The sequence below is a fragment of the Pedobacter zeae genome, from assembly GCF_014196715.1.
In the GTDB taxonomy this organism is placed as follows: domain Bacteria; phylum Bacteroidota; class Bacteroidia; order Sphingobacteriales; family Sphingobacteriaceae; genus Pedobacter; species Pedobacter zeae.
Genome location: NZ_JACIEF010000001.1, coordinates 216,371 through 239,940, shown reverse-complemented (window position 1 = coordinate 239,940; position 23,570 = coordinate 216,371). Strand labels below are relative to the sequence as shown.

At 41.1% G+C, this 23,570-nt stretch carries 18 protein-coding genes; 3 read left to right on the top strand and 15 right to left on the bottom strand.

The genetic code is table 11. The annotated features are described in order from the left end of the window. Nucleotide 1: 1 nt before the first annotated feature. Both GGQ60_RS00935 and GGQ60_RS00930 read left to right on the top strand, forming a co-directional pair. Nucleotides 2–1,303, top strand: coding sequence for a beta-helix domain-containing protein (locus tag GGQ60_RS00935; RefSeq protein WP_221235849.1), 1,302 nt, complete (start codon nt 2–4; stop codon nt 1,301–1,303). A gap of 96 nt (nt 1,304–1,399) precedes the next feature. Continuing rightward, a complete protein-coding gene (locus GGQ60_RS00930) occupies nt 1,400–2,494 on the top strand; it encodes a hypothetical protein (RefSeq protein ID WP_183759519.1) in 1,095 nt (364 codons plus the stop codon). Nucleotides 2,495–2,615: 121 nt separating this feature from the next. Here GGQ60_RS00930 and GGQ60_RS00925 read toward each other — a convergent pair whose 3' ends face one another. From GGQ60_RS00925 to spt, 10 genes are all read right to left on the bottom strand, one after another. Next, on the bottom strand, nt 2,616–3,569 hold the full coding sequence (locus tag GGQ60_RS00925) for a phosphatase PAP2 family protein (protein ID WP_183759518.1): 954 nt from the start codon (nt 3,567–3,569) through the stop codon (nt 2,616–2,618). A gap of 1 nt (nt 3,570) precedes the next feature. Then, nucleotides 3,571–4,191: a sterol desaturase family protein gene (locus GGQ60_RS00920; protein WP_183759517.1), complete on the bottom strand. Its 621-nt coding sequence runs from the start codon at nt 4,189–4,191 to the stop codon at nt 3,571–3,573. A 330-nt stretch (nt 4,192–4,521) separates the two neighbouring features. After that, nucleotides 4,522–5,811, bottom strand: a complete 1,290-nt coding sequence (locus GGQ60_RS00915; protein WP_183759516.1) for a DUF4833 domain-containing protein — start codon at nt 5,809–5,811, stop codon at nt 4,522–4,524. 10 nt (nt 5,812–5,821) lie between these two features. Further along, nucleotides 5,822–8,365: a DUF5686 and carboxypeptidase-like regulatory domain-containing protein gene (locus GGQ60_RS00910; RefSeq protein WP_183759515.1), complete on the bottom strand. Its 2,544-nt coding sequence runs from the start codon at nt 8,363–8,365 to the stop codon at nt 5,822–5,824. Next, the gene (locus GGQ60_RS00905) at nt 8,366–8,743 is read right to left on the bottom strand and encodes a GtrA family protein (protein WP_183759514.1); all 378 of its coding nucleotides are present in this window, start codon (nt 8,741–8,743) and stop codon (nt 8,366–8,368) included. 2 nt (nt 8,744–8,745) lie between these two features. Further along, on the bottom strand, nt 8,746–9,201 hold the full coding sequence (locus tag GGQ60_RS00900; RefSeq protein ID WP_229685060.1) for a phosphatidylglycerophosphatase A family protein: 456 nt from the start codon (nt 9,199–9,201) through the stop codon (nt 8,746–8,748). After that, nucleotides 9,201–10,526, bottom strand: a complete 1,326-nt coding sequence (locus GGQ60_RS00895) for an inositol-3-phosphate synthase (protein ID WP_183759513.1) — start codon at nt 10,524–10,526, stop codon at nt 9,201–9,203. Before GGQ60_RS00895 ends, GGQ60_RS00900 begins: the two co-directional genes overlap by 1 nt. 18 nt (nt 10,527–10,544) lie before the next feature. Continuing rightward, nucleotides 10,545–11,534 (bottom strand): NAD-dependent epimerase/dehydratase family protein, encoded by a 990-nt coding sequence (locus GGQ60_RS00890; RefSeq protein ID WP_183759512.1) that lies wholly within the window; start codon nt 11,532–11,534, stop codon nt 10,545–10,547. After that, nucleotides 11,531–12,652 carry a hypothetical protein gene (locus GGQ60_RS00885; protein ID WP_183759511.1) on the bottom strand — a complete coding sequence of 374 codons (1,122 nt, stop codon included), beginning with the start codon at nt 12,650–12,652 and terminating at the stop codon, nt 11,531–11,533. Before GGQ60_RS00885 ends, GGQ60_RS00890 begins: the two co-directional genes overlap by 4 nt. Beyond that, entirely contained in the window at nt 12,649–13,854 is a 1,206-nt protein-coding gene (gene spt / locus GGQ60_RS00880; protein WP_183759510.1) for a serine palmitoyltransferase, read from the bottom strand. The genes GGQ60_RS00885 and spt overlap by 4 nt, the downstream gene beginning before the upstream one ends. A gap of 540 nt (nt 13,855–14,394) precedes the next feature. Between spt and GGQ60_RS00875 the strand changes: the two genes are divergently transcribed. Continuing rightward, a complete protein-coding gene (locus GGQ60_RS00875; protein ID WP_183759509.1) occupies nt 14,395–15,291 on the top strand; it encodes an AraC family transcriptional regulator in 897 nt (298 codons plus the stop codon). A 533-nt stretch (nt 15,292–15,824) separates the two neighbouring features. On the opposite strand, the gene GGQ60_RS00870 is transcribed toward GGQ60_RS00875, so the two are convergent. From GGQ60_RS00870 to GGQ60_RS00850, 5 genes are all read right to left on the bottom strand, one after another. After that, nucleotides 15,825–16,724, bottom strand: coding sequence for an oxidoreductase (locus GGQ60_RS00870; RefSeq protein WP_183759508.1), 900 nt, complete (start codon nt 16,722–16,724; stop codon nt 15,825–15,827). 79 nt (nt 16,725–16,803) lie between these two features. After that, on the bottom strand, nt 16,804–17,709 hold the full coding sequence (locus GGQ60_RS00865) for a helix-turn-helix domain-containing protein (protein ID WP_183759507.1): 906 nt from the start codon (nt 17,707–17,709) through the stop codon (nt 16,804–16,806). A 642-nt stretch (nt 17,710–18,351) separates the two neighbouring features. Then, nucleotides 18,352–19,431 carry a phytase gene (locus GGQ60_RS00860; RefSeq protein WP_183759506.1) on the bottom strand — a complete coding sequence of 360 codons (1,080 nt, stop codon included), beginning with the start codon at nt 19,429–19,431 and terminating at the stop codon, nt 18,352–18,354. A 1-nt stretch (nt 19,432) separates the two neighbouring features. Beyond that, entirely contained in the window at nt 19,433–20,692 is a 1,260-nt protein-coding gene (locus tag GGQ60_RS00855; protein WP_183759505.1) for a right-handed parallel beta-helix repeat-containing protein, read from the bottom strand. A 22-nt stretch (nt 20,693–20,714) separates the two neighbouring features. Further along, nucleotides 20,715–23,492 carry a TonB-dependent receptor gene (locus GGQ60_RS00850; protein ID WP_183759504.1) on the bottom strand — a complete coding sequence of 926 codons (2,778 nt, stop codon included), beginning with the start codon at nt 23,490–23,492 and terminating at the stop codon, nt 20,715–20,717. Between the last annotated feature and the right edge of the window lie 78 nt (nt 23,493–23,570).

Here is a 23,570-nt window from a genome sequence, read left to right as displayed (position 1 = left end):
AATGAAAAATTTCAAAAACTTAATCGGTCTTTTATCAATTGTTGCTGTTTCATTTACAGCTTGTAAGAAAAACGAAGGTGGTGCTGATGCATTCGGAAACCGCAGCACTTCAGCAGCAGATTATTCACAATCATCGTTGCCGGTTGTGGCCGTTAGCGGAGACATTACCAGCTCTGTTACCTGGACAGCAGGAAATGTTTATGAATTAAGTGGCATAGTAACCGTTAGAAACGGTGCAACTTTAACCATCCAGGCCGGTACATATATTAAAGCTTCGGTAAATACACCTGGTGTACAAAATGGTGTGTTGGTTGTGGCTAAAGATGGTAACATCAATGCAGCAGGTACAGCTGAAAACCCTATTGTATTTACCAGCCGTTACCTTTTAGATGGCGATGCCAGCACTACCGGTAAACCAGGCGATTTAGGTGGTGTAATTATTTTAGGTAATGCTAAAATTAACGTTGGCGATAAACTGATTGAAGGTTTAGCAGATGATCCTAAATTCCACTACGGAGGTACAAATGACGAAGATAGCCGTGGTACTTTCAAATATGTACGTATCGAGTACGCAGGTTTCCAACTGGCTCCAAACGTTGAGGTTAACGGTTTAACGTTAGGTGGTGTAGGTAGCGGTACGACTATCGATCACGTACAGGTTTCTTATGGCTTAGATGATGGATTTGAATTTTTCGGTGGAACAGTGAGCCCAAGCAATTTAATTGCATTAGCTTCTGATGATGACCAATTTGATTTCGATAACGGTTTTACCGGAACATTAACAGATGCAGTAGCTATTGCTGATAAAAATGCTACACACAGCACAAGCGGTGGTAACAGCGATTCAAATGGTATCGAATCGGATAACAATGCGCCTGCTGAGGATGCAACCTTTAGCTTAACGCCTAAAACACACCCAACTTTAATTAACGTAAGCATCTTCGGAACTGAAAACACCAGTGGCATTTCAGGTTTAGGCTACCGTAATGGTATCCGCGAACGCAGGGGTTCTGAGGTTGACTTAATTGATGTAATTGTATCTGGTTACAACACCGGTATTGCTTTCGATGCAGATGCTCCGGCAGGTGTTTCCAGTATCAGCACGACTTCTGTTCACGGTTTCGTTAACTCAATCACTACGGCATCTGGCACCTACGTTGATGGTGGCGGTAACACATTGGTTGTTAATGCTAGCAATGCAAGCGCTTTTGGTGTTAGCCAGCCATGGTACAATACCCCAGGTTCTCCGGCTACGGTTACTTTACCAGGCTGGGCTGCCGGTTGGTCAAAACTTGTATTCTAATTTTTTCTCTCTTAACAGAAAGAGGCTATACCCTAAGGGTATGGTCTCTTTATTATAAAAAACACCAGGCTGTTTTTCATTGTAATTACCTTTTTTATGAAACTAAAAATTTTTACCCTTTTCTTAATTTCTGCGGTTACAACTTTAAGTTTATCTTGTCGCAAAGCAGAACTTCTTCAACCAGAAACCGCTAAAATTATCCAGTTGAACATTACCGGGGCATCTGACGTTGCGTTAGAATACCTGTACAAAGACAGCATTATAGCCAGCCCCCCTGCTGGCGGCATCAATGTAAAAACCCTGCTCTCCGTAAAAGACGGGAATTCTACTTTAAAGGTAAGAAAAAAAGGTACTGCGGAGATACTGCTTACCAAAGCCATTACCCTAGCGCCATTCGATCAGAATATCAGCATTTTTTATGATGGAACCAAAATATACAACGGCTCCGTTAGCCTGGCGATAAAGGGTTATGCCCTATCCGGCGAACTCGAGTTCTTACTAGATGGAAATTTATTATTTTCAGCAACTGGAGCTGTAAATAAGCCCTATTCCATCCTTATTGATAAGGGCACCACAAGAGAAATTTCGATCAGAAAAAAGGGGGAAACTGCCATTTTGTTAACCAAAACCATCGAATCGACCATAGCTCAACAAAATATCGGTTACTTTTTTGACGGCACTAAACTAGTGGATAATGTAAAACTTGATCTGCCTGTTAATCCAGCTAATATGATGCTGACCGCTAAGTTTGAAACCACTTTCCCCAATCAGTTTAAAAACGTAGACGTAGATCTTATTTTTTACACCAGGCTTAAAACTGCATCGAACACAACGGTTGGCTCAAAAGTAGTGCCCGAAATCAGGTTTACCCTACCTAAAAATGGCGCTTTCAATTCGATAGAACTTCCTCCCTTACCTGGCCCTAATTATATTTACAGCTTTGATATCGCAGAAAAAGGCACCAATAACGAGCCTTATACTTCAGGCTCTCCCCTGGTATTGGCAGGTTATACCCTTAAACCCAATGAAGGCCGGATTACAAGTGCATTTGCAGATAACGGTATCAATTTTGAAGCCGGGAAATCAAAATTATTTGTCATTACCGATGCCAGGACCATCGTTACTTCGCCTGCAAGAAACGTTTATGTATCAGGTGGAAGATTAACTGATCTATCACAGTATTTTCAATAAGATTTATATTCACTACACAGAAATAAGGGAAAACCAAAGCGCACTGCAACAGGTATTTCCCTTTGTGATAATCTTCCTGAAACGTCCTTATTTTCTTATCTTTCTATAAAACCCGTTTATTTTATAATTGGGCCTTTCCATCAATAGCCCTTATCAAGCCGGTTATCAAACGTTTAAACCCGGTATAACGCATTAACCAACGGAAAGAAACAATACCCAAAAATGCACAGGTTATTCCAGCCAGCACATCAAGCATATAGTGATGACTGGTATAAACTGCCGAAAACCAGATACCGAACATTACGGTAAAAAAGAAAATATTAATTTTCCCCAGGCGGTTTTTGAGGCCATAATAAACCACAATAACGGGATATGAGGAGTGCAACGAGGGCATGGCAGCAAATACGTTGGAGCCTTTGCTGTATATCCCGTGAAAAAGCGTAATGCCAAAATAATGATCGAAACGGGCCAATCCGGCAGTATTGCCTGCTGTTTTAGCGATAAATTCGAAACCATGTTCCTGAACATACCAGGGTGGCGCTGCCGGGAAAGCATAGTACACCACAAAGCCCAATAAATTTACCCAAACAAAAGTGAGCGAAAACTGAACAAACTGTTCCTTATTCTTAAAGAAAAGATAGGTAGCGAATGCCAAAGGAACGGGTACCCACATTAAATAGAAAAAGCCTGTCAAAACATCTAAAAATGCAGTACTGTTGATCTTCCAATACTCATTAGGAGTAAGTATTAGCCCATGATAATGAATACCAAACAACTCTTTTTCAAGCGTATACAGATCTTCAATATGTACCTGATTAAAAAGATAGTTTGGAAAGGCTTTCATATAATCAAACAGTATCCAGTATACGATGAAGATCGAAAAACCGAGGATAAAGCGTCTTGTTCCTTTGGAGATAAAGAACAACGTATTAAAGATAAAAATCAGTACCAGCTGATCGGTTTTAAAACCGACCAGTAATATTGATAACAACAGATATCCAACAGATATCGCAACTGTCAGGTATATATTCCGTATATTATAAAAATTGTTTTTAAGCAATAATTCTTGCTGCATGTTATTTTTTATCAAAATTAGACCTGAAAACATGGTCCCAGAAAGTCCAGCTTACCCCATAACCTTTAGTCGAATCAGAATAGTGGTGAAGCATATGGTGTTGCTTTAGCTTTTTCCAGAAACCGCTTTTAAAATTAGCATGGTGTAGGGCATAATGCACCATATCGTAAAACAGGTAACCGATTATAAAGCCCGAAAAAAATGGATAAACCATGGTATCAGGCAACAACCAATCGAAAAGGAAGTAAAATCCCAAAGCCATAGGGATGCTGGCCGAGGGTGGCATTACCAATCTTTTGGCATCATTCGGATAATCGTGATGTACTCCATGAAAAATAAAATGGATTTTTTTGCCCCACTCTGCATCCGGCTCAAAATGAAAAACGTAACGGTGCAGCACATATTCGGTAATGGTCCAAATGCCGAGACCGAGTAAAAACCATCCTGCAAAAGTTAAAACCGGCATTTCGGTTACCCAAAGTGCTTTCCAGGAAAGAAAAACGATAACCGGAACATACACAATCAGCGGCACATAAAATTGAACTTTTGATAAACTTTCCAAAAAGTCGCTTTTGAACATCCTGATGGATGCCGTGGAATTTGAAACAAAATTCTTTTTCATTTGATCATATTTTTTTAATGGTCTTCGACTCGGTTCACCGTTGATCGTCATCTCGACTGAAGCGAAGCGGAATGGAGAGATCTTTAAACTGTGCTAAAGGCTCTTCGGCTCCGCTCAGACTCACTAAACGCTGTCATGCTGAACGTAGTGAAGAATCTTTATATTCCAATACGCGATTGTAAAAGATTCTTCGCTGCACTCAGAATGACAATTAACTCCGTTCGAAATGACGATTCGGGAGCGGTAACTTCGTCGGCTGAAAAGCCTTCTGAAAACGACTGATCTGATGGGAATACCTTCCTCAAAACACCAATCGCTTTTCGCTCTCCGCTATACCTTAATCCTTTCAACCAATACTTTTGAAGGTTCTGAAGCATCAAAACCTTTTATTTCTACATATTTTACATTCGGAAACCAAAACGTCCCTCCCTCAATCCGGAGAAATATCCGTTCTATCTGCATTTTTTTATTATTGATGGTTGCAAAAACATGGTATTTTTTATCTGCAGCAGATTTATTCAGGTACATAGGCAGTTTTTTATGCGAGGTAAACCGAAGTTCGAACTGATCATTTCCGAGGTTTTTGCTGATGATGCCATAAGCAAATTTGCGTTGGATATAACTCAGTTCTTTCTTCTCGCCTTTATCTCCGTAACGCATCCAAAACACATTTACAGGTTGATCTTTATTCACCACACCATGTTTATCTACGTTTAATTGACAAATGATGGTATTGGTATTCGGATCGCGCTGTAAATAAAACAATTGATTGCTGATATTTTTCGGTGTAGGGAAAGTAATTGGCGATGGATCAGCCTCCTGTGCTTTTGCTTTAAGGGAAAACATGCCGCTCAACCCGGTTACCAATACCAAACCTGCAATCAATGCTGCTTTATTATTTCCTTTTCTACCGTTAAATTCCTGCGCTTCCAGTCCTCTTTTTGCCTCCTGCAAACGTTTAATAGCCGTAATATTGGTTAGTACAGCCATTATCGTTATGGGCATGGTAAAAATAGACATGGTTTCGAACACATGGAAAGAAATGCCCGGCACATATACCTTGTAACCGCCGCCGATAAAGTGGCCGGCAATACCACAGGCAATGGCAAAAACGCCAATCGTGACCACGCGCTCCGGCCGTTGCATTAAACCTCCCTTACACTCTACCCCCAATCCTTCAGCTCTTGCACGGGTGTAACTCACCATCATCGAACCGATGAGCGCAATAAAGGCAAACAACGAACTTAAAAAGTAGTGATGTGCCACAAGATAATAACAGATGCCCAAAAACATAATCATTTCGCTGTAGCGATCGAGTACGGAATCGTACAAAGCTCCAAATTTCGAGCTCATGTTCCCTAAACGGGCTACCTGACCATCGAGCATGTCGAACAGGCCAGCAAAAAGTACCAGCGCTCCACCCCAGCCAATGTAAGACATGTCGCCGCGGTTCGATTTTTCGGCACCGAGTACAAAAATTACGGCTACACCTATATTCAGGATCAGGCCGATGGTGGTTACCGCATTGGGTGTTAAACCTATTTTAATCAATCCTTTCACAAAAGGATTGATCACCTTGTATATGCCCTGTTGCAGACCGTCCCTTAATTTAGTTTTCATAGTTCATTTCTTAAAAATCAAATTTTACCCTTGCCCTTATGCCCCATTCCGAAACCTCCGGATTATTCAGGTAATTAAAACGTTTCACCAGGTCTACCCTCAATAATTTAAAGATGTTGCCTATACCAACGCTGCCTTCCATATAGGGTTGATTACCTAATGCATAAGTTCTTTGTGCTCCATTTTCGTAAACCGGAAGGCGGTACAATCCGGTATGCAAATTCGGATTATTTTCATCCCGCAAACCGCCATACAAGGCTTTAAACGATACTACCTCCCTTAATTTCAAACGTTTAAGCAAAGGTACTTTATTAAAAAAGAAGCCGTTAAAATTGTGGTCGATATTGATGCTCACATAGTGATCGCTCACAAATTCAAGAAAGTTCATCAGGTTGTAGGAATTAAGCTGATAAGCATAAGTTTGGTTGGCACGGTGAATATCCAACAAAGGGAAAGGAACTTTTCCGGCAATATAACTGCCCTCCACTGTTACATCACTATAACCCAATTGCGACAAATAAAAACGTTTATCAATGCTTCCCAAGAGATTATGGTAATTGTATTCGCCACCGAGAACACCTTTTAAACCCGCCGTATAACGCAAATTAAATACCGGATAGCGATCGGGAATAGGCACGCGGTATATTTTCCCCTGGTAAAATTTTTCGTTGGGTGCATACCTTAACTGAAGTGAAACTTCACTCGTAGTTAACCTGTTAACCAGTTGGTTATTCGAATTTACGTAATTTAATCCACCGGCTGGTGTCTGGCTCCATTTTTTAAAGCCAAGGTTATAAGAAAAGTGGTTTTCAAACTCTTTTACATAATCCAAACGGTAAAAATCGTTGTACAGTAACATATCGTTTACCCCACGTTTAAACGAGAGAAGGAAATTATCTTCCTGTACAAACTGCAGCTCTTGTCCGGGTATTTTGGTATCTCGCTGAAAACTGGCCCTCACATAGTTCTGCGGGAATTCGTAGATCGATTTATTATTGAGCGAATAGGTTGCCGAAAGGAAAAACTTCCATTTCTCATCTTTAATCCCATACGCCAAATAGTTTTCGAAGTAATAGCGTTTGCTAAGCTCAGGAGTTGTACGGCCTCCTACGCGTAACCTTAAACCTTCTACATTGTTAAAGCTATAAAATGTATTTACGGGACCAATTTCGTAAGGACCGAGATTTTGATAACCAGCAAATAAAAGAGTAACGATTTTCATTGTCCGTTTAAAGGACGGAAGGTTTTGCAGGGTATCAATATTACCATAAATCTTCAACTGGTTCTTCGAAATGGTATCCAACCTGTTTTTCTCCCAAAATTTATCGTCTTTTTTAGCTGCATCGGCCAGTACAACAGTGCTTCTCCCCTGAAAAATGCTGTCGGGCAAAACCGTATCGAACTGGTAATTTTTAAAAGTAACGGTACGCTCACCTGTAAAGCCAATTCCTTTGGTTTTACCGATACCAAAATCGGCCAATAAATCGCTTTTACTTAAACTGTATCTGCCTTTATCGTTCGGTTCGAAATTCAAATCGATTTTAAGTGCACGCACAAAGTTGAGGTTAATGTTTTTATTTACCCCAAAAGAAGCCCCGGTAACAGCATAATGGCTATCGTTGGTTACATAAATCTTCCCTTCAAATAACATATCGCCGGTGTTGCGTGGCGTAAAAGACAGCTCAATAACCTCAGGTTTTTGATTTTTTAATGTATCGGTGATGAAAAATTTATAAAAAGCAGGTGCGCCATCTGCAATCGGACTCAAGAACTCATTGCTGATTACGGAAATATTGTTTTTATAAATATCGATGTCCTGGTACATCCGGTCGAAATAAGTTTTTAACCCTTTATTATCAATATAACGGCTATCAAATTGGACTTGTTTTTCCCCGATTACAATAGTTTTGTTCTTTTCCGGATTTTTGCTCAGGTAATTATCGGCCAATCGCTCCTGAATGTAAATCGGAAGGAGGTTTTTTCCGCCAATTAACGTCGAATCCTGCTCCTGAAACAAAAATTGATAATTCCTGAACATTCTTTTATTCTTAAACTTATCCGATACATTGCTTAAGGAGAACAACATCTTTTCGTACTGCCTAAATGAAACGGTATTATAGCTTTTAATACGGTTTTCTTCTTTGTGGGCAATTACCTGGCGGATCAACTCTACCGCCGGATTATCTTTATTGCGGTATTTTACTTTTTTACCGCCCACAATAACCACGTCGTCTAAAGCTCTCGCATCGGGTACCAGGGCAACATCAAACTCCTGTGTTGCAGCGGGCACAATATTTTTAAAGACTGTGCGATAACCAACATAATTAAAACTAAGCTCACTTTCGGGGTTTGGAGAAATAAGGGTATATTTTCCGTTCACATCTGTCTGGGTGCCGACCTGGGTACCTTTAAAGAAGACCGAGACATTCGGCAATGTTTCTTTGGTTACCGCATCGCGAACCGTTCCGGAAACGGTAGTTCTTTGCGCAAAAGCATTTACCTGCAAAATAAAACTGAGCAGCGGAACTAACAAAAATGAATAAATCGGTTTCATTTAACTTGAAAAAATAAACTGCTTTTGCATGATATAATTGTAGCTGATGCCCGTTAAAACGGAGCTCAAAACTTTGGCGAGTACGTAATTGAGATTAAAAAAATGAGTGAGGATAAACACTCCGGCGGTTACAATGATCAGATTGCCTGCCCATACCAAAATATATTTCAATATCTGCCATTTAATGGCTGCAGATTCACTTTCGAAAACCCATTTGCGGTTCACATAAAAATTAACTGCTCCGCCCGCAACCGTGCCTGTTATACTTGCCGCCAGGTACCACCAGCCAAAAAGCCTCACGGCAATGATGGTCAAGCCGAAATCTGTAGCCGAGGCCACTAAGGATGATGCCTGTGCTTTTAGATAAGTGAACATCATGGTTAAAATAATTCTAAAGCAACCACCAGTTGCAGGATAACATTTGCATAAATCCCGGCCAGTACATCATCGGCCATTACCCCCCAGCCACCTGGCAATACTTCGAGCTTTCTGATGTAAAGGGGTTTAAGGATATCGAAAAATCTAAAAAGAATAAGTCCTATTAAGGTGTACTCCCATTTTAAAGGCACAAATAACAGGGTGATGCACATTCCGGCAACTTCATCAATCACCACCCTGTTATGGTCTTTACCCCAAATTTCCTCTACCCTATCTGCACTCATCACCCCTATCATCACAATCAGCATGGTAAACAGTACAGGCCATAAATATGGATTGGTGTAAGAGCTCTGGAAAAGGTGCCAGCAAATGCAGGTTGCAATAGCAGCATAAGTACCTGCGCCTTTGCCGATATACCCGATTCCCAGAGCCGTTGAAAGAAATTTGTGAAAAAACACTATACTGTTTCTATCAGTTCTTCTTCATAATCCTGACCTAAATGGGTAATCAATTCTTCGCCCATGATGTACCGTAAGGTATTCTGAAGTTTCATTAACTGTTTAAAAATGTCGTTCTCGGCAGGTACACCCGGAATTGTTTGTGGCGATTTCAGGTAGAACGATAACCATTCCTGAATGCCTGACAGGTTTGCCCGTTTGGCCAGATCGATAAACAAAGCAAGGTCTAATACAATCGGTGCGGCTAAAATCGAATCTCGGCAAAGGAAATTGATTTTGATCTGCATTTTGTAGCCTAACCAACCGAAAATATCGATGTTATCCCAGCTTTCTTTGTTATCGCCATGTGGCGGGTAATAATTGATCCTGATTTTGTGGTACATATCGCCATACAGATCAGGATTAACCTCTGGTTTAAAGATATCTTCCAATACCCCCAGTTTTGATACTTCTTTTGTTTTGAAGTTATCAGGATCGTCTAATACCAAGCCGTCGCGGTTACCTAAAATATTATCAGAAAACCAACCATTTACACCCAACGACCGCGCAGCTAAACCTGGCGCCAAGATGGTTTTCATCAGGGTCTGACCGGTTTTAAAATCCTTACCTGCAATTGGCGTATCGGTTTCTTTCGCCAATTCGATCAATGCAGGAATATCTACAGTTAAGTTTGGTGCACCATTGGCAAAAGGAATACCTAATTTCAGGGCAGCATAAGCATAGATCATACTTGGCGCAATACGCGAATCGTTATCTCTTAACCCCTGCTCAAACGCCGCTAACGATTGGTGTACTTCTGATGGTTCGAAATAAATTTCGGTAGAGCCACACCAAACCAGTACGATACGGTCGCAGTTATTTTCAGCTTTGAAGTTTTTAATATCATCCATTACGGCTAAAGCCAGTTCGTAACGGTTATCGATGTCTTTTACATATTTACCATCCAGGTTTTTTACATAATTTCTGTCGAAAGCAGCACGCATTGGTTTAATGGCCTGCAATTCTTCGCGCACATCGCGCAACAGGTTAGCATCCAGTACACGGGCGTTTAATGCGGCTTCATAAACGTTATCTTCGTAAACATCCCAGCCACCGAAAACGATATCTTCGAGATTAGCTAAGGGCACAAAATCTTTAATTTTCGGTTGTTTATTCTCGGTTCTCTTTCCCAAACGGATGGTACCCATCTGTGTTAATGAACCGATAGGTTTCGAAATTCCTCTTTTAACTGCTGCAACTCCGGCAATCATGGTTGTTGCTACAGCGCCTAATCCTGGCATTAATATTCCCAGCTTGCCTTCGGCCGCTTTTACTTGTTGTTTCATTCTATTTTATTTAAAATCTTATAACCAATTATTTTTACGGTACCAGTTTATGGTTTCGGTAAGGCCCTGTTCCAGCCCGAATTGGGGCACGAAACCAAAATCGTTCTGAATATTCTTAATATCGCAGCCCCAGTTGAGGGCAGTGAGTTCTTTTATCTTATCTACATTTAAGGCTGGAATTTTATTAAATACACCATATAACCGCTCCATCGACCAGGCCAGGCCCTTAATCATTTGCACAGGCACATTCACAATCAATGTTTTTTTGTTTAAAGCCCTGCGTACATAGGCTGCCAATGCTGAGCGGTTATAAACAGCCCCATCAGATACATTATAACTTTTACCCACTACATCAGATGCAAGTGCTTTTATAATGATATCGGCTAAATCAGTGGCATACACAAAGCTTAATTCCTGTTCCTGCCTGCCGATATAGAGTTCCAGCCCGGCCTTAATCGTTTTAATTAAAATGAAAATGTCTTTCTCACGCGGCCCATACACTGCTGTGGGCCTGAACGTAATTAAGGGCAGATCCGGAATCTGAGCCAGGTAGGTTTCAGCGAGTGCTTTGCTGATCCCATAATTGGTTACCGGATTTGAGGCAGCCCTATCGGTGAGCTTTTCATTTTTTTGATTTAAAGGCCCCAGCGCGGCCAAACTGCTTATAAATACAAATTTCTTTATACGATGAGCTGATTTCGAAGCCGCCAAAGCCAGGTTTCGGGTATAAATGGCATTTACCTGATTGTAATCATCGAGTTTTTTAGCCTTGGTTACCGCAGCTGCATGCACAATGTAATCGTATCTGTTCTCTTCTATATCTTCTTTTAACAGGTATATGGAGGAAAGATCGAGGTTAACATAGTTGATCGGAAAATCTTTAAGATGCGCTGCAGCGGCTGACTGACGCACATTTGCATACACTTCAAGATCGTTTGCCAAAGCCGATTTAATCAGGTGATACCCGATAAATCCTGTTGCCCCAGTAATCAACACCCGTTTTTTCATATCGCCTTTTCTAAAATCCTGTATTTACGATATAATTTTCCACCAATATCTTCGATGGGTTTATTGATCAGGTCGTTATGGTCTAACGTCCAGCTGGCCTCGGCATATTTCATTTTTTTGGCTTCAAAATGTTTAATGATCCGCCCGTATAAACAGGCTTCGATCCCCATTTTACGGTAACCATCAACCACGCCAAGCAATAAAATCCGGATGCCATCGATTTTCTTTTTATTCATTAAAAGCTTGATCAGGCCTGTTGGAAACAACCTTCCGCGTTTAATTTTGATCAAAATCTGGTTGATATCGGGTATAGCCAATGCGAAGCCCACAATTTTGCCTCGCTGCTCGGCCAGGATACAAAATTCGGGATCGAGGATCATTTTCAAATCGTTTGCCGTGTAGTCAAATTCTTTATCCGTCATGGGTACAAAACCAAGGTTTTTATCCCATGCCTTATTATACACTTCTCTTACGGCATTACATTCTTCCTTGAATTTCTTCATGTTAATTTTACGAAGAATGATATCGTTCCGTTTCAAACGTTCCTCTATCCTGTCCATCAGCTTTACCGAGCGGTCGTTATAGTTCCCTGCGGTATACCGGTAGGCCCTCAAATCAACATTTTTCTGAAAACCCATTTGCTCCAGAAAGGGCAGGTAGTATTGGGCATTGTAGGGCATCATGGCTACAGGCGGACCGTCAAAACCTTCGATCAGCAGGCCACATACTTCGTTGGTAGAAAAATTAACCGGACCCAAAATTTTGCTCAATCCTCTTTCTTTTAACCATTCCTGTGCTGCTTCGAAAAGCTGCTGAGCTGCCGATGCATCATTAATACAATCGAAAAAACCAAAAAAGCCATCTTTCGATCCGTACACTTTATTATGGTTGGTATTGTTAATTGCGGCAATCCGTCCAATAACCTTACCCCCGTCATAAAGCAAAAAAAGCTGTATTTCGGAATGTTCGTAGAACGGATGTTTGCCCGGAGTAAGCAGGTCGCGCTGGGCAATAAACAATTCGGGAACATAGTTTACATCGCCTGCATACAACTGGTGCGGAAAATCGACAAAAGCCTTTAATGCTTTTTTACCGGATACCTTTACCAGCTCTCTCATGATTGGCTTCCCACTAGTTCCAGATTCACAGCCTTAAAAGCTGCACTTAGTTCGGCTATGGCTGATTCGATCTGATCGAAAGTATGTGTAGCCATTAAAGAAAACCGGATTAAAGAAGAATCAGACGGCACTGCCGGAGAGACCACCGGATTAACGAAAACCCCATTTTGCTGAAGGATATTCGTAATCATAAAGGTTTTGATGTTATCGCGGATGTACACAGGAATAATCGGACTATTGCTGTGTCCGATATCGAAACCTGCTTCGAGCAAAAGTTTCTTAGCATATTCGGTATTGGCCCATAGTTTATCGATCCGTTCAGGCTCTGATTCGATAATATCCAACGCAGCGATCACACTAGCTACAGCCGATGGTGGCATACTTGCGCTGAACATCAGTGAGCGGGCGCGGTGCTTGATGTATTCGATGGTTTCGGCATTACCCGCAATAAAACCACCTAGCGAGGCCAGCGATTTGCTGAAAGTACCCATGATGAGGTCGACATCCCCGGTAAGGTTGAAATGTGATGCCGTTCCTGAGCCATTAAAACCAATTACGCCAAGGCTATGTGCATCATCCATCATGATATTGGCGCCAAACTCATTGGCAATTTCTACCATCTCGGGCAGGTTAACCAGATCGCCTTCCATACTGAAAATACCATCAGAAACAATCAGTTTAGCCGAATCTTCAGGTAAGCGGCTTAATTTGCGGCGCAGATCCTGCATATCGTTATGCGCATATTTAATTGTGCGCGAAAACGCCAGGCGACTTCCATCAATAATCGAAGCGTGATCATACTCGTCCAGCAAAAGATAATCGTTACGATCTAATAAACAGGATATTACACCTAAGTTAACCTGAAAACCGGTACTGAAAAGCACAGCTGCTTCTTTGCCTACATATTCGGCCAGGCGATTTTCCAGTTCCAGGTGAATATCGAGCGAACCGTTCAAAAATCGTGAGCCCGCGCAGCCGGTCCCGTATTTCTCGATGGCCGCTTTTGCGGCTTCTTTTATTTTAGGATGATTGGTTAAGCCTAAATAGGAATTTGAACCAAACATGAGTACCTTTTTTCCGTTCATTACTACCTCGGTATCCTGGGCAGATTCTATCGACCTGAAATAAGGATATAATCCTTTTTCTTTTATCACCGCCGCATCCTTAAAAGAGGCAATTCTATCTTGTAATTTTTTATGCATACCGAACGCTGTTGTTCTTCAGTTTTAAAACCCTGTTCTGAAAGTTTGGCCTGTGCCGAAATGCTACTGCAGATGTTAAAATCAACGATATAGATTAAGGCTGTATTAACCAAACGATTTGATAACACAATTTTAACGCGGAATTGAAACCAAAAAAAGGTTCAAATGTGGGATATATTGGTCAAAATGTTGGATCGGGAAAATGTGACATTCAGATGAATTGACCAATTGACATTCTGACTTTTATTATAAAATAGTAAAAAGGTTAAAAACTACCACAACAGCTTCAATAACAACATAAAAACCTGTAATTAAGCACATTAAAATAGGGAAATTTCTTAATCAAAACATTAAAAATCAATCAGAAATTAGTCATTTTTAAAAAAAACACTTGTAAAACTGATCCCTAACATTACATTTGTCAGAACAAAGTCAGACAGATAAAGGGCGAAAAACTACCCATAAAAGGGTGGCTGAAATTGTAGTGCAAAAGATAATCGGATCTGTTAAGAAATTATTAAAAAACGCTGAACGATTTTTATGCAACAAGAGTTACTCAATACCACTTTTTCAGAAAAAGAACATGAGGAAGCACTTTCTTTAAACGATGGCCTGATGGCAAAAATCCATCATAGCAGAGATCCGCATTATTGCAGTTCGGAGCCTTTCCGTATATCGAGCTATGCTATAATCCTGGTTACAAAGGGCAAGATGCACCTGAAGATAAATTTTGTAGAACATGTTTTAAATCAAAGGGATATCCTGCTCATTTTTCCGCATGCCGTTTATGAAATTAAGGATAATAGCGATGTTTCTTTCATTAGTATTCATTTTAATAAGAGTTATTTAAAAAACAAAGGGGTATTCTTTAATAGCGGGAACGCTTACAGGATGTTCCAGAACGATTCTACCTATAAATTTTCATTATCAAAAGAGGAATATACGTTCATATATTATGATATGCTTGCCCTGCACAAAAAACTGAATGTACCTAAAGATACTCCCCAGATTAAAAACATTGTGCACAACAGCTTCCTGGAATTACTGTACGACCTTTTTCTGATAAAAAACAAACAGAAAGATCCATTACCTTTTGCTCATGACAGCAAGACAGAACTCACCAATCGTTTTTTATCACTGGTTTCAGAAAACTTTAAACAGGAAAAGCGTGTAATTTATTACGCCAACTGCTTACGCATTACACCAAGGCATTTATCTCAGGTTGTTAAACAGGTAACCGATAGAACGGCCGGGGAAATTATTGATGAAATGGTGATCAGGGAAGCAAAGTTACTGTTAACCAGCCACGTAATGAATATTTCGGAAGTAGCCATGGAACTGCGCTTTAGTAACTCGTCTTTTTTTGGTAAGTATTTCAAAAAACAAACGGGAATTACCCCATCTGAATATAAATTATCGAATAATATTGCGGTTTAGTGATGGTCGGTGAGCCACCAACCATTAAAAAAAACTAAACTTGAGCTGTTGTATCTTCCATTAGGTTTTCAGGAGGTGATTCGGGGGTAAAGCAGATATGGTATATCTCCGTAGCTTACCTGGCTCCATTCACCATTACGGGATATTTCGGCAACATATTCGCCTTTTAATACCACAGGTAGCTTTTCTATCCTTTTTGAATCAACATCTAAAATTTAAAGCAGTTGTTGTACGATGAAGGTTTAGAACCACTACCGGCAACCTGTCTAAAATCACGTATCCGTTCTTTTGTTCGCCAGCCATCATTTTAACCGGTAATTGTTGCAAGGTATAACCATAATCGTATATTAATAAAAAAAAGGAAAAATACTTAATATTAATTAGCTACAATTGCCATTTTGAGTGGGGCCTTCTCATCTCGACTGGAATGCAGTGAAATGGAGAGATCTATCTCGAGACAGATTTCTCGACTCCGCTGCACTCCACTCGAAATGACGGAATAGTTAAGAATAATCCCTAAATAATGATGATTTCTAAGGAAAAGTCACCCGCGTTACCTGCTCGGCATAATCCCATAACTGTTTTGCAACCGCCACATCGGTTCCGTGAGGTGTAATGGGCGATTCGGCGGGATAACCCCGGTAACCACCATCCTGATCAGGCCCATAAAGCTTACCGGGAATTGCCTCAGCAGAAACCGCAGCAAAAAGTGAGGGCAAAGCGCCCTGCCATGGCTCCATCAATTCACCGATACGATCAACAGCTGCCTGGTAATCAGCATCCGACATGTGCCTTGATAGTTCCGTTTTATTCGCACCAGGTTGTGCAGCAATCGACACCACAGCATCACCCGCAGTTTCGATACGACGTTGCAGTTCTAACGAAAACAGGATATTTGCCAGCTTACTTTGAGCGTATTCGCGCATCGGTTCATAATCGCGTTCCGATTTTAAATTATCAAAATCAATTTTTCCGTGAAGATAAGCCATACTACTTACGGTAACAATCCGCGAGTTAGCCGTTTGTTTTAAAAGTGGATAGAGATAACCGGTAAGGGCATAATGACCGATAAAATTAACGCCGAACTGAAGTTCAAAACCATTACTAGTTTTAGAAGCAGGCGGAATCATTACTCCGGCATTATTGATCAATACATCGATTTTATTATGTTTTTTGATGATCTGATCCGCAAAATCTTTAACATCGCTAAGGTTAGAAAGATTAAGTTGTGCAATTTCGAGACTACCGGTTTCCGCTGCCGAACTGATGCTTTTCGCGGCTTCTTCGGCTCTGTTGAAATCCCTGCAGGCCATAATAATATGCGCACCTGCCTGATACAGTGCTTTGGCGGTTTCGTAACCTATACCTGAATTAGCGCCGGTAATCAGAAAGGTACGACCGCTTTGATTGTTGATGTTTTTATTTGTCCACATGGTATTATAATTTAATGGAACAAATTTCAGCAATCAAGATGCTGTAGAAATACGAAAAAGAAATCAATACATACAAAAATCAATCATTTTGAGCAGCCCGAAATTTTGCAGGACTCAAACCTGTATGCGTTTTAAAAAAAGCAGAGAAATGATTTGATTCCCTGAAAGCTAAACTCCAGGCAATTTCAGCAATATTCCAGTCTGTACTTTTTAACAAAATCCTGGCTTCCTGCAAAATACGTTCAGAAATTAATTGAGAAGTGGTCCTTCCGGTAATCTCTCGCACACATTTATTAAGGTGGTTAACATGCACATTAAGCTGATCAGCAAAATCAGTCGCCGATCTTAATTGCAGCACCTGACTGTTAAAATCGATGGGAAACTGGCGTTCAAGCAATTCTTTAAATAAATATGTAATACGGTATGCAGCATTACTGGCTGCATGTGGTTCGCCAACTGCTGGTTTCAGCTTTTGCGCACTATGAATGAGTTCGGTCAACTGGTTCCGGAGCAGATCGTACTTATAAGTATAATCGCCATTTAATTCGCTGATCATTTTCTCAAAAAGTGCGACGAAATAAGGTGCTTCAGTTTCACTAACAGGAACAATTGCATTTGCAGCGTCCTGAAACACAGGAAAATCCTTAACATTTTCGAACCTATTGAAAAATTCTTCAGTAAATACGCACAAAAAACCAGATTGTTCTTCATTGATACGTTCCCAAAAATAAGGCACCATCGGATTCGTAAAAACCAGCACGCTGCCCTCTACCTCAATACACTGATCGGCATAATGGATTTTGCTATGACCAACCACTAAACTTATTTTATAAAATACCCTGCGTGAATAAGAAAGTTTGCTCCCACGCGGCGTAAGGATGTCTTCGATTTTAAAGATATTGAAATGCCCTAAATGCTTGGAGGCTTCAGACGTATCCCTTGCAGGGAAGTGCTTATAAAAGGTGTCGAGCTCAACGATTTTCATTGTATAAACATACAAAAATCAATTATTTCTATAAACATAAAAATCAGCTAAATTTAATTTTTAGCTGATTTTCAGATCGGTTTATTGGAAATCTATTTTTATTAAGAGAAACTGATATTTTTCCCGAGATTTTCGCTTGCATTAATGACCCTGAAACCAGTTCAGGAGTAACGGCCACAACTGGAAACACCTCGTAGGCGTTGTCAGTCTAAGCCTGTTGAAGACCTTTGGCAGTCGAAAGCAAAAAAATTTGTCCTTCGACAGGCTACCATTGACAGATCCCATAGAAGAATCGTCCTTTCGACTGGAGCGTGCCGATTTTTCATCGGCAGCGAAATGGAGAAATCTATAGAGACAGATTTAGCTTCGCGGAGCACTCCGTGGTTCTCGACTGCGTTGCACTCCGCTCGAAATGACGATACTGGAGAGGGCTGTTACCCATATTGATTTCTATACAATAAATTATCCCTAAGGATGACAATAATTTTTGCTTGCTCTTTGATTTCACTACCATAGTACTATTTCTGCTTCCTAAACCTGATCAAAGCGGGATGCCAGTTTCCTTCAAATTGGCAGAAGCGGGAGCAGGACTGACCTTCCCATAACGCTTCTGCCATTGCTTTCCAAAAACAAATGTTAATGTTATGGATTTACACTGGTCAATTTTTTACCTGCTATATCTTCCCATCTGTAAAAATGAAAGGTCCTGTCATCGCTCATCGCCACGAGCAAACCATGCTTAAAATCGTTATTTAAAGGAACCGATACTACATCAATGCCATCGGTTTGGTTGGCTGAATATTTAATGGTGGTTAACAGCGGATGCGGGTGGGCAGCATTGGTTTTAGCCACCCGGTCGTACACTTTTAACTGCCGGGCGCCCTGGTCGGATACCAGGATGTAGCCTTTATTTCCTGGGGTTTTATAAATAGCGATCCCCTCATTGTCTACGGTAAAATCGCCTTGTCCGAACAAAGCTAATTCTTTATTTCCTTTGGCCGGATCTGCATAATATTTACGCACCCCTACCTGCTCATCGCAATAATAAACAAAGCCCAGTTCGTTATCAACGGCAATGGCTTCGATTTCTTTTTTACCGCTATACTGGCCAAATTTCCTAACCAAATCGGCTTTAACATTGCCTTTTCCGTCGTCAGACAATAAATATTGCCAAAGATAACTTCCGTTTTTTGGTCCTGTTTTACGGCCAACAATGGCATAAATTTTTCCGTTCGGGTCGGTATACATCGAAATTCCCATCAGATCGCGGTACTCTGTACCTGTTTCGCCTACAAAAACCGGAATCCCGCCATTATCGATCGCTTTCATACCGGGAAGGGAAAATATGCGCAGTTTATGCGTGTAACGTTCTGTTGTTACCGCGATATCGGTCTTTTTCCCGGCCAGCTGCAACCCATAGGCAATATCGACATTATTGGGGCGTTTCAGGCCTTTAACGGTTTTAGACCTGATGATTTTACCTTTCAGATCGAAAACATACAAACCACCGTTACTATCTTTATCGGTACCGATTACCAAAGAATTTGCCGCATTGCCCGGGTTTACCCAGATCGCCGGGTCGTCGGTATCAAAATCTACCGGATCGGATACATATAAAGGTTTTACTGCGGTGTTATTTCCACTTTGTGCGCCTCCCTTACAAGAAACGGCGAGGCTTAAAACCGCAAAAGCGGCAAGTTTTAAGATATTATGATATTTCATTTTATAGTTTAGTTCCATATGCGCCAACAAACGTAGATGGTGAAGGCGAAATATAGGTGATGCCATTTTTCATGATAATGCCCGCTTTGTGATGGCGGGTAAAATTGGTGATGCCTTTACCCAAAGCCGGCGAGTTGCCCTGCAGGTGAAAATCCCATGCAGTATTGAAATCGGCATTGGTAACCGCTGTGTTCAAAGGGTAATTTACAAATTTAGGATCGTTTGCGCCTGCAACATTGCTGATGACGTCGTTTTTGCCGCCCACAATATCTCCTGTTGGCTGAAACTGGTTTACAGTAGTTTGATCAAAGCCATAATACCAATTATTACTGTAAGCCGAACGGCTATCTTCAGGTTTCTTCGGATCTCTTTTCACACCGAAACGGGTATTGGCGAAAAGGTTATTATACAAATCGGCACGTACTGCGCTTTCCAGCCAGATAGACCCTCCTTTGGCGGTTGGCCTTCTCCATCCCGTATTCACCATGGTATTATTGTAGGCAATAATGTAGGTTTGCGGTGTCTTATCGCCTGTATTAGATAATTTTAAGGCATTGGTATTGGTGCTGTAAACCAAATTGTAGGCGATATCTGCCAAACAGCCCGATTTAAAGTTCATGGCCTCTCCTCCCGTTACGCCTGTGGTATAAAATACATTGTTGGCAAAAATAATCTTCCCGCCTTCAATATAGGTGCAATCTTCCTGCAGGTTCCTGAAAATACTGTTTTGAACAACCAATTTGCCATTAGCATTGGCGAACCAGAGTGCCGGTAAGTTCTCGCCGGCTTTCGCTTTATAAAGCCCCATTTTAACCGATGTTGAGGCATCTGAGGTAGTTGATCCCCCATATTCGAGAATAACATGATCAAGCACCAGCTCCTCGCATGTTGGACCAGCCAAAATACCTCCCCAAAGCTTTCCGAATTTTTTTGACGGGGTTTTATAAAATTCATTAACGGTAAATTTGATTGGATTCTCGGTGGTGCCTAAAGCATACAGGTTACCTTTAATAATAATTTCGGGTTTCGCAACCGTATCCATCAGCACGGTTACGCCTTCTTCAATCGTTAGCGTTTTTCCTTCGGGGATGACGATGTCGCCTTTAATCACCTGTGTACTGCCTTTGGCCCAAACCCCTGAAACTTCGCCAATGGCAGAACCGTCGACAGTGGCGGTATCTACATCTATATTGGCCTTTTTGCATCCTGCTAAGGCCAGCACAACAAGGGTTAATAGTTTAAAAAACGGTTTCGTTTTCATGTCTTTGTATCTTTAAATGCTATTAATTAAACTTATACCTAAAGCCAACAAGGTAGTTTTGGCCGTAATAATCGCTTCTGATCAAGGTGTTTCCATTTTTAACCAAATCTTCACCGATGTCGTTATTTGCCGGATTTGTACCTTTTATAAACAGTTTGGTTGGTGTATTTAAGATGTTGTTGGCTTTTACAAAAACACTGATCCCCCCTTTAAAACGTTTCTCCGCAGATACATCCATCTGTACAAATCCTTCCTGCCATAAATCATTATTTAAGAATTGCGAAACAGTGTTGATGCGTGGCCCTGTATAGGCACCTGCAACCTGAACGTCCCAGCCCTTTTTAGTGTCTTTAAACAATAACGACAGGTTGGCGATATGTGCCGACTGGCCATAAAGCGGGCGTTCCTGGTTAACGTTAGCTGGTTCTGTATCTCCGGTAGTGCTATTAATAACCCTGGTGGTTTTAGTCGTGTTAATGCGCGAATGCGTGTAGGTATAATTGGCTTTCACGCCTATCTTGCTGAAATATTTAATGTAATCTACCTCTGCGCCATAATTTTTGGCGGTACCGAAATTTCCGGGACTGTAATAAATATCCTGACCGCGAACCGCATCGGCCTGGAAGGTGTATTCGATAGGATTTTTGATCCGCTTATAAAAAGCACCTACCAGCAACTGTTCTGAAGCACCAGGAAAAAGTTCGTACCTTAAATCGAAGTTATCAGCCAGGGCACGTTGCAGGTTAGGATTACCACGCTCCTGAAATTCTTCATTCACAACTTTTCCGGGTACAATTTCATAAAAACCGGGGCGGTTAAGGGCTTTGTAATAAGAGGCATGCAACTGCGCTTTTCCGGTTAAAAAATATTTTGCAGTTAAACTAGGCAATACATCGGTATAAATCTGGTTTCCTTTAGGGAAAGATTCTCCCGCCGGGAAAAGAAGGTTATACCCCTGATTGGTATGCTCTACCCTTGCACCTCCTATCACTTCAAGTTTGGCAGAAGTGTATTTAAACATTCCATAACCTGCCGTGGTTTTTTCTGTAGCATCGTAGGTTAGGGAATTGGCTACCGCACCTGTTGGATTGCTTACCACCAGGTTCAGATCGGTATAATTTTGGAAATTTACCCCATAAATATCATTTGCATGATCTGCTGCCTGGGCCATATTGTAATTATTAAAGAAGCTGCTCCTTTGTTTATCGCGGTATAAACCTCCTGCCATAATATCCAGTTGGTGGGTTCCTGATAAAACATGGTAGGTTAAATCCAGATAGCCGGCTAAATCTTCGTCGGTATTGCGTTCCCACCTGCGGGTAACCGGGTTGGTATTCACTAAACTGGTGCGCCTGCGTTGAAAATTCTGCTCCAATCCATTCAGGCTGATACTGGTATTTTCGGGCACATCATTTTTGGCCGAAGAATAAACAGCAGACCATTGCACCTTAAATTTATCATCAAAAAATTTATGGTCGCCATGCAGCGTAGAATTGTAAACCTGCTGTTCAGTTAAACGGCTACGGGTATCAAAAACCAGTTGTGCATTTCCCGCTACGGGATCATAATCCTTGTTATAAGTAGTGGTTACGGCATCTCTAACCTGTTGGTTTTTCAGGTTAACGTATACATTATACAAGCTGATCTGGTGGTCTTTATTGAAAGCGTAATCGATTTTTCCGTGTAAGCCCGTACGTTGCTGCTGTTCGGAATATTCACGGTAACTCTTACTGGTAATGGTAGCATAAGCATCTGTGCCTACAACCGAATTATTGTAAAAAGTGCTGTTGCTGCCGCGATAGGTATTTTGATAACTCCCTGCCAACACGACACCCAATCTGTTATCTAAAAAGCGTTTACTTACAGATAAACTCCCGATTAAATGAGGTGCCGGATTTTTATATTGATAATCGAGCGTTCCTTTGGTGAAATCGTTCTGCATAGCATTATAGCTTTTACCATTTATTTCGTAAGGCGATTTATAATTAATACCTGAAGCATGATAACCGGTAAACTGACGATCGAAAAACAATTGATTATAACCGGTAGAAACGTTGGCATTTACCTGCAACAAACCCGGGGCATTTTTCATCACCATATTAATCGCACCACCAATCGCATCCCCCTCCAAATTTGGAGTAAGCGTTTTATACACCTCTAAACGGTCGAGTAAATCGGCAGGAAAAAGATCGAGCGGAACATACCGGTATTTATTATCAGGACTTGGGATTTTAACGCCATTTACCAAAGTATAATTGTAGCGTTTATCCATTCCCCTTAATATGGCATATTGCCCATCGCCATTGCTGTTGCGCTCTATCGAAACGCCCGAAATGCGTTGCATCACATTGGCCACCGTTAAATCCGGCGAAATTTCGATCGCCCTGCCTGATACGATATTCATCAACTGTGCAGCATTTTTTTCGAGACGCCTCGCTCCCTGATCGGTAGAACTGACTGCATTCGATTTGATGCTGATATCATCGAGTGTTTTCGAATCGCTCTCCATGTAAAACTTTAGGTGATCGTTATCTTCCTTCAGTATCACTAAAGTTTTTTCGATGGTTCTGTAAGTAATGTAGCTTACACTGATTTTGGCAGTGCCTGCTTTTACATCCTTGAATTCGAAAGTACCATCTAAGCCGGTATTGGTTGTTCGCCTTGGGTTTTCTAAAACCACTGTTGCACCAACAATGGCTTCTCCGGTTTGCTTATCGTAAACGTGGCCTTTCAGTTTTGTGGCATGAGCTGTGGCTGCACAAAAAAGAAGTAAAAACAGAATTTGTAATCGTTTATTCATTGTGTTTGGTCATGTCTTTTTATTATCGACGACCAAAGATGTATACACCATTTTACACCAGGAAATTATTGGGGTTAC